Origin of the sequence: Microbacterium sp. HMWF026, from assembly GCF_003061325.1 — a bacterium.
Lineage (GTDB): Bacteria > Actinomycetota > Actinomycetes > Actinomycetales > Microbacteriaceae > Microbacterium > Microbacterium testaceum_E.
The window spans coordinates 1-7,880 of sequence record NZ_QAJB01000100.1 but is presented as its reverse complement, the minus strand read 5'-3'; the positions used below and the strand labels follow the sequence as shown (position 1 = coordinate 7,880).

General features: G+C 70.0%; 7 protein-coding genes. 6 read left to right on the top strand and 1 reads right to left on the bottom strand.

From position 1 onward, the window contains the following. The first annotated feature begins 76 nt into the window (after positions 1-76). Positions 77-688 (top strand): hypothetical protein, encoded by a 612-nt coding sequence (locus tag DBR36_RS17580; protein ID WP_108317813.1) that lies wholly within the window; start codon positions 77-79, stop codon positions 686-688. Between the two features lie 31 nt (positions 689-719). Here DBR36_RS17580 and DBR36_RS04840 read toward each other — a convergent pair whose 3' ends face one another. Beyond that, positions 720-1,625 (bottom strand): LysR family transcriptional regulator, encoded by a 906-nt coding sequence (locus DBR36_RS04840; protein ID WP_108317812.1) that lies wholly within the window; start codon positions 1,623-1,625, stop codon positions 720-722. Between the two features lie 103 nt (positions 1,626-1,728). Here DBR36_RS04840 and DBR36_RS04835 point away from each other — a divergent pair, with 103 nt between their 5' ends. From DBR36_RS04835 to DBR36_RS04815, 5 genes are all read left to right on the top strand, one after another. After that, positions 1,729-3,123 (top strand): MFS transporter, encoded by a 1,395-nt coding sequence (locus DBR36_RS04835; RefSeq protein ID WP_181373479.1) that lies wholly within the window; start codon positions 1,729-1,731, stop codon positions 3,121-3,123. Beyond that, a complete protein-coding gene (locus DBR36_RS04830; protein WP_108317811.1) occupies positions 3,120-3,869 on the top strand; it encodes a 3-hydroxybutyrate dehydrogenase in 750 nt (249 codons plus the stop codon). Before DBR36_RS04835 ends, DBR36_RS04830 begins: the two co-directional genes overlap by 4 nt. A gap of 163 nt (positions 3,870-4,032) precedes the next feature. After that, a complete protein-coding gene (locus DBR36_RS04825; RefSeq protein ID WP_108317810.1) occupies positions 4,033-5,667 on the top strand; it encodes an ABC transporter substrate-binding protein in 1,635 nt (544 codons plus the stop codon). Positions 5,668-5,787: 120 nt separating this feature from the next. Beyond that, positions 5,788-6,861, top strand: a complete 1,074-nt coding sequence (locus DBR36_RS04820) for an ABC transporter permease (protein ID WP_108317809.1) — start codon at positions 5,788-5,790, stop codon at positions 6,859-6,861. 1 nt (position 6,862) lies between these two features. After that, positions 6,863-7,880, top strand: a 1,018-nt coding sequence (locus tag DBR36_RS04815; RefSeq protein WP_108317808.1) for an ABC transporter permease, incomplete at its 3' end; no start/stop codon positions are given.

Here is a 7,880-nt window from a genome sequence, read left to right as displayed (position 1 = left end):
GTCCGACGCTGACACCGACCGGGGAGGGGCGACCCGCCCCTCCCCGGTTCCCTTCCCCCCGTTTTGGAGCTCCACCGTGACCGATTCCGCTTCACCCCTCGGCGACGACACGCCCGACGACCACGCCGACGGGCCGCGGGCGACCCGGCGACGGATCGCGCTGACCGTCGGCGGCATCCTGGTCGCCGGCGGTCTCGCCGTCGCCGTCTGGGCGATCGCGAACGCCGCCGCCCCTGCACCGTCGCCCGAGGCGGCGCCGACGTCGGCGGTGGCGAGCTCACCGTCTTCGTCTGCGCCGGTCGCCCCGAGCACGCCCACCCCGACGTCCGTCGCGTCGCCCGAGGTCTCGGCATCCGCTCCCCCGACCGACGCCGTACCGCCGGCGGCGAACGCCCCCGTGATCGATGACTTCACCGTCGATCCCGTCGTGGCGGTGTGCAGTGACGAGCGCGAGAGCACGGTTCCCCTGCGCTTCTCGTGGAGCACCTCGGGCGCCGACCGCGCGTGGATCGGCATCGCCACGAGCGATGCATCGGTGCAACCGACCGCCGAGGTCGCGACGGCCGACGCCGCTTACACCGGGGTGTCGTTCGCCTGTCGCGATGCCGACCAGGTCTTCACCTTGACCGTGCAGGGTTCGGGTGGAACGACGAGCAGGACGATCGCGATCCCCCGGGAGCTCGGCTGACCCACGCCCCGCACCCGTTCGGTCCGGCTGTTCACCCCACCCCGTCGAGCATCGCGCGGGAGCGCGCGGTCTGCTCGCGCAGCGCGTCGGCGAGGGCGGCGACGGCGGGGATGCGCATCGCGTCCGCGCGCACGATCATCCAGTAGGGCAGACGTTCGGTGACCAGCTCGGGCAGCAGGCGCACGAGGTCGTCGTGCCGGTCGGCCACGAAGCACGGCAGCATCCCGATCCCCGCCCCGGCGCGCGTGGCCTCGACCTGCACGAGCACGTTCGTCGAGGTGACGCCGTCGCGCATCCGCGGCACCACGCGGCGCGGCAGGTCCAGCGCCTCGACCTGCAGCATCGCGTCGACGAAGTACACCAGGCGGTGCTGCTGCAGCTCGTCCATGTCGCGCGGCGCGCCATGGGCGGCGAGGTAGGCACGCGAGGCGTACATCCCGAGCGTGTACGAGCCGAGTTCGAGGGTGGTTCCGCGCGAGGTCTGCGGCTGCCCGACGACCACCTCGAGGTCGAGGCCCGGTCGGTGCAGGGCCGCGCGGCGCTGCGCGGCCACGATCTCGACGGTGAGCTCGGGATGCCGCTGCCGCAGCCGAGCGATCGCGGGAGCCGCGATGAACGCACTGAAGCCGTCGGTCGCCGACATGCGCACGACCCCGGCGACCGGGTCGGGCTCCTCTCCCCCGGCAGCGAGCTGCAACAGGGCGGCCTCGATGCGTCCCGCGGTCTCACTCGCGTGTCGCCCGAGCGCGGTGAGCTCCCACCCGCGGCCCGACTGAGCCACGACGCGTCCGCCGAGCGCGTCCTCGAGAGCGGCGATCCGCCGGGCGACGGTGGTGTGGTCGACCCCGCGCACCTGGGCCGCGGCGCTGTACGTGCCGGTTCGAGCGACGGCCAACAGCATGAGCAGGTCGTCGGCGCGGGGGGTCGTGGCATCCATTGTGCAATTGTGCACATCGGGTCAGCGCAAGTGGGCATTGTCGCGTGCACAGGTGGCACTCAGACTGGGGCGCGGATGTCACCGTCGACACCGAAGGAGCAGCATGGATTCCCCCACCACCGCGTCGCGCGACAGCGCCGGCGCCCCCGCCTCGAACCGGATCCGCCGGGTCGTCGCCGCCTCGATGGCCGGCACGGTCGTCGAGTGGTACGAGTTCTTCCTCTACGCCACCGCCGCGAGCCTGGTCTTCGGCACGTTCTTCTTCCCCTCGTCGGGGTCGCAGCTCGACGGCATCATCGCCGCGTTCGTGACCTACGCGGTGGGCTTCGTCGCGCGTCCCCTGGGCGGCATCGTCTTCGGTCAGATCGGCGACCGATTCGGCCGCAAGCCGACGCTGCAGGCGACGATCATCATCGTCGGCGCCGCGACCTTCCTGATGGGATGCCTCCCCGGTTTCGCCTCGGTCGGTTACTGGGCGCCCGCGATGCTCGTCGCGCTGCGCTTCATCCAGGGCTTCGCCGTGGGTGGGGAGTGGGGCGGGGCCGTGCTGCTCGTCGCCGAGCAGAGCCCCGACCGTCGTCGCGCGTTCTGGTCGAGCTGGCCGCAGGCCGCCGTGCCCGTGGGCAACCTGCTGGCCACCCTGGTGCTGCTGATCACGTCGTTCGTGCTGAGCCCCGCCGCGTTCCTCGAGTGGGGGTGGCGCATCGCGTTCTGGCTCTCGGCCGTGATCGTGCTGGTCGGCTTCTGGATCCGCCGTCACGTCGAAGAGGCGCCGATCTTCCTCGAGGCCAAGGCGCAGGTCGAGAAGGACAAAGCCACGTCGTTCGGCGTCGTCGAGGTGCTGCGCCGCTACCCCAAGGGCGTCGTCCAGGCCATGGGCGTGCGCTTCGCCGAGAACATCGTCTACTACATCGTCGTCAGCTTCTCGATCGTCTACCTCAAGGTCGTGCACTCGTACGACACGAGCCAGCTGCTGCTCGCTCTGCTCATCGCGCACGTCGTCCACTTCGCCGTGATCCCGCCCCTCGGCCGCCTCGCCGACCGCGTGGGTCGCCGACCGGTGTACCTCGCGGGGGCGATCCTCAGCGCCACCTGGGCGTTCTTCGCCTTCCCGATGTTCGACACGCTCAACCCGGTGATCATCGTGCTCGCCGTCACCATCGGTCTGGTCTTCCACGCCGGCATGTACGCCCCGCAGCCGGCCGTCATGGCCGAGCTGTTCCCGACGCGCATGCGGTACTCGGGCGTCTCGCTCGGTGCGCAGGTCACGGCGATCCTCGCCGGCTCGCTCGCCCCGATCCTCGCGACGCAGTGGCTGCGCGACTTCGGGTCGTGGCTGCCGATCGCGCTGTACATCGTCGTGGCGTGCGTCGTCACCTCGATCGCCGTGCTGTCGTTGAAGGAGACGCGGGGCATCTCGCTCCGCGACATCGACGCCGCCGACGCGGCGCGTACCGCCGACCGCTCCACCACCGTCGGCGCGAAGGGAGCTCGATGAGCATCGACCTGTCCGGCCGCCGCGCCCTCGTCACGGGGGGCGCGAGCGGCATCGGCGAGGCGATCGCCCGCTCGTTCGCCGCGGCCGGGGCGACGGTGACGGTCGCCGACGTCAACGGCGAGGCGGCCCGGACGGTCGCGGACGACATCGGGGGAGCGGCGTGGGCGGTGGACCTCTCGGACACCGCCGCGCTGCACGCCCTGACGCTCGACACCGACATCCTGGTGAACAACGCCGGCATCCAGCATGTCAGCCCGATCGAGGACTTCGCCCCCGAGCGCTTCTCATTCATGCTGCGGCTCATGCTCGAGGCGCCGTTCCTGCTCATCCGGGCGGCTCTGCCGGGCATGTACGAGCGGGGCTTCGGTCGGATCCTCAACGTCTCGAGCGTGCACGGCATCCGCGCCTCGGCCTACAAGTCGGCGTACGTCACCGCCAAGCACGGGCTGGAGGGGCTGTCGAAGACCACGGCGCTCGAGGGCGGCGCGCGCGGGGTCACGAGCGTGTGCATCGACCCCGGATACGTGCGCTCGCCGCTCGTCGAGAAGCAGATCGCGGACCAGGCGCGGGCCCACGGCATCCCGGAATCCGAGGTGCTCGAGACCGTCCTGCTGCAGGATGCCGCCGTCAAACGGCTCGTCGAGCCGGCCGAGGTGGCCTCGCTCGCGCTGTGGCTCGCGGGACCGGATGCCGCCATGGTCACCGGCACGAGCTACGTCATAGACGGCGGCTGGTCGGCGCACTGACCCCGCCGTCGCGCGCGTCGCGACGGGACCGGGTTCCACGCCGCTCGGGTTTCGGTCTCGTAAAGATGTGTTGAATCGCCTTTGTCGGGGCGTTCGCGCCGACCAAGATGGCCGAAGGCCTGCGGCGTCTGTCGCGGGCGACTCTTCTCAGCAGAGGTAACAAATGACACTGCACTCGCGTGGGCGCGGCCGCTTCGGCCTCGTCATCGGCGCCGCCCTCGGCGCATCGGCCCTCGTCCTGGCAGGCTGCTCCGGCGGAGGCGACGACGCCGCGTCGGGCGGCGGCTCGGGCGACCCGCTGGTTGTCGGCACCACCGACAAGATCACTTCGATCGACCCGGCCGGCTCGTACGACAACGGCTCCTTCGCCGTGATGACCCAGGTCTACCCCTTCCTCATGACCAGCCAGTACGGCACGTCCGAGGTCACCCCCGACATCGCCGAGTCGGCGGAGTTCACGACCCCGACCGAGTACACCGTGAAGCTGAAGTCGGGCCTGAAGTTCGCCAACGGCCACGACCTCACCTCGTCCGACGTGAAGTTCTCGTTCGACCGCCAGGTCGCGATCAACGACCCCAACGGTCCCGCCTCGCTGCTCGGCAACCTCGACAGCGTCGCGACGCCCGACGACACCACGGTCGTCTTCACCCTCAAGAACGGCAACGACCAGATCTGGCCCCAGATCCTGTCGAGCCCCGCGGCGCCCATCGTCGACGAAGAGGTCTTCTCGGCCGACGCCGTCACCGCGGACGACACCATCGTCGAGGGCAAGGCCTTCGCCGGTCAGTACACGATCGAGTCGTACAAGCCCAACGAGCTCATCTCGTACGCGCCGTACGCCGACTACCAGGGCTCGCTGCCCGCCGCCGCGAACAGCGGGATCTCGACCAAGTACTACGCCGACTCCTCGAACCTCAAGCTCGACGTGCAGTCGGGTGCGATCGACGTCGCCTACCGCAGCCTGAGCGCGACCGACGTCGCCGACCTGCAGAACGACGACGCGGTCAAGGTCATCGACGGCCCCGGCGGCGAGATCCGCTACATCGTCTTCAACTTCGACACCATGCCGTTCGGCGCCAAGACGGGCGAGGCGGATGCCGCCAAGTCCCTGGCCGTGCGCCAGGCGGCGGCCGACCTCGTCGACCGTCAGGCCATCGCCACCGACGTGTACAAGGACACCTACTCGCCGCTGTACTCGTACGTCCCGCAGGGTCTCGCGGGCGCCAACGAGGCGCTCAAGGACCTGTACGGCGACGGTGAGGGCGGCCCCGACGCGGCCAAGGCCAAGGCGACCCTCGAGGCCGCCGGGGTCCAGACGCCCGTCACGCTCAACCTGCAGTACAACGGCGACCACTACGGCCCCTCGTCGGGCGACGAGTACGCCGCGGTCAAGGCGCAGCTCGAAGAGAGCGGCCTGTTCACCGTCAACCTCGCGCAGACCGAGTGGGTGCAGTACCAGAAGGACCGCAAGGCCGACTCGTACCCCGCGTACCAGCTCGGCTGGTTCCCGGACTACTCGGATGCCGACAACTACCTGACGCCGTTCTTCACGCAGGACAACTTCCTGCTGAACCACTACGACAACGCCGAGGTGCAGCAGCTCCTCGTCGACCAGGCGACGCAGACCGACAAGACCACGCGCGAGCAGGAGATCGGCGAGATCCAGGACAAGGTGGCCGCCGACGTGTCGACGCTGCCGCTGCTCCAGGGCAAGCAGGTCGCGATCGTGGGCGCGAGCGTGGAGGGTGCCGTCCTCGACGGCTCGTTCAAGTTCCGCTTCGCTCCGCTGCACAAGTAAGACCGACACGGCGCTTCGTCGCGTCCGTTCGCCTGACGACCGAGGGTCACGTACCCTCGGTCGTTGGGCGAAAGCGGAGCGACGGAGCGCCGTTTCCCCCTCGAGTGAGGTCTCTCCCGTATGGTCACCGCCGTCGACGCCGCCGACATCGCCAAACCCGTCGCCCCCAAGGGTGGCGGCCTGTGGCGCTACATCCTCGTCCGCCTGCTGCTCATCATCCCGACGGTGTTCATCCTCGTCACCGTGGTGTTCGTGCTGATGCGCATCACCGGTGACCCGATCACCGCGGCGCTGGGTGGGCGCCTTCCCCCCGACCAGCTCGAGGCGCGCATCGCGCAGGCCGGCTACGACCGCCCGCTGATCGTGCAGTACTTCGAGTACGTCGGCGGCATCCTGCGCGGCGACTTCGGCACCACGCTCACCGACAACCGTCCGGTGATCGAGATCCTGCTGCAGTACGGCTCGGCCACCCTCGAGCTGGCGATCTACGCCCTCATCGTGGCGCTGCTCATCGGCATCCCGTTCGGTCTGCTCGCGGCCTACCGTCGCGACCGCTGGCAGGACGCGACGCTGCGCATCGGGGCGATCCTGGGCTACGCCACCCCGATCTTCTTCGTCGGCCTGCTGCTCAAGCTGGTGTTCGCCGTCTGGCTGAGCGTCCTCCCCGTCGCGGGACGCGCGAACACCCGCACCGAGCTCAAATTGTCGACGCTCGACAACCCCTCGGGCATCTATCTGCTCGACGCGATCCGCCTGGGCGACGGCGCGGCGGTGGGCGACGTGCTCACCCACGCGATCCTGCCGGGTGTGGCCCTCGGCATCCTGACCGCGGGCATCTTCCTGCGCCTGGTGCGCACCAACGTCATCGGCACGCTCGGCGCGCAGTACGTCACCTCGGCGCGGTCGCGCGGCGTGGGCGAGTACCGCCTGGTCACCAAGCACGCGTACCGCCCCGCGCTCATCCCGATCATCACGGTCATCGGCCTGCAGATCGCGCTGCTGCTGTCGGGCGCGGTGCTGACCGAGACCACCTTCGAGTGGAAGGGACTGGGCTTCATGCTGAGCGAGTACCTCAAGGCCCGCGACTTCGTGGCCGTGCAGGGCATCGTCGTGATGATCGCCGTGCTGGTCGCCTTCACCAACTTCCTCGTCGACGTCATCGCGGCGATCATCGACCCGCGAGTGAGGTACTGACATGACGGACGCCACGACCCCCACGCCGACGGGCGCGGTGAGCGACCGCAAGGTGCCGCTGCGCGATCGCCTGCCCGTCGTCTCGCACCTGCGCCGCAGCGTCGGTCTGCAGCGCACCATGCTCGTGATCGGCCTGATCATCACGACGGTCTTCGTCATCACCGCGGTCTTCGCGCCGCTTCTCGCGCCGTACGGCTTCGCGGACCAGGATGCCGACGGCGTCAAGTTCGGCACGCAGCAGGCCCCCGGCGGCCTCAACCTGCTGGGCACGACCGTCGGCGGGTACGACGTGCTGTCGCGCATCATCTGGGGCGCCCAGACCGCGCTGCTGGTGATCGTGTGCGCGATCGCGTTCTCGATCTTCCTCGGCATCTTCCTCGGACTGGTCGGCGGGTACTTCGGCGGCTGGCTCGACCGCATCCTCGTGGTGCTGTGCGACGCCATCTACGCCTTCCCGTCGCTGCTGCTGGCCATCGTCATGTCGATCGCGATCACGCGCGGGCAGTCGACCCTGTGGGGCGGCATCCTCGCCACCGCCATCTCGATCACCGTCGTGTTCGTGCCGCAGTATTTCCGCGTCATCCGCGCCGAGGTGGTGCGGGTCAAGGCCGAGCCGTTCGTCGAATCGGCCCGAGTGATCGGCGTGCCGACCGCACGCATCCTGCTGCGTCACGTGCTGCGCAACTCCACGCGCTCGCTGCCGGTGGTCGTGACGCTGAACGCCTCCGAGGCGCTGCTGACCCTCGCGGGTCTGGGCTTCCTGGGCTTCGGCATCGAGGCCACCGCCGCCGCCGAGTGGGGTTACGACCTCAACCGCTCGGTCAGCGACGTCACCAGCGGCATCTGGTGGACGGCGATCCCGCCGGGCATCGCGATCGTGCTGGCGGTGCTGGGCATCACCCTCGTGGGCGAGAGCCTGAACGACCTCAGCGACCCGCGTCTGCGCACGCGGCGCCGCGCCGGCCGCGCGCCCGCGCCGGTCACGGCGGTCGACCCCTCGACGTCCCCCGCCGAGGCGT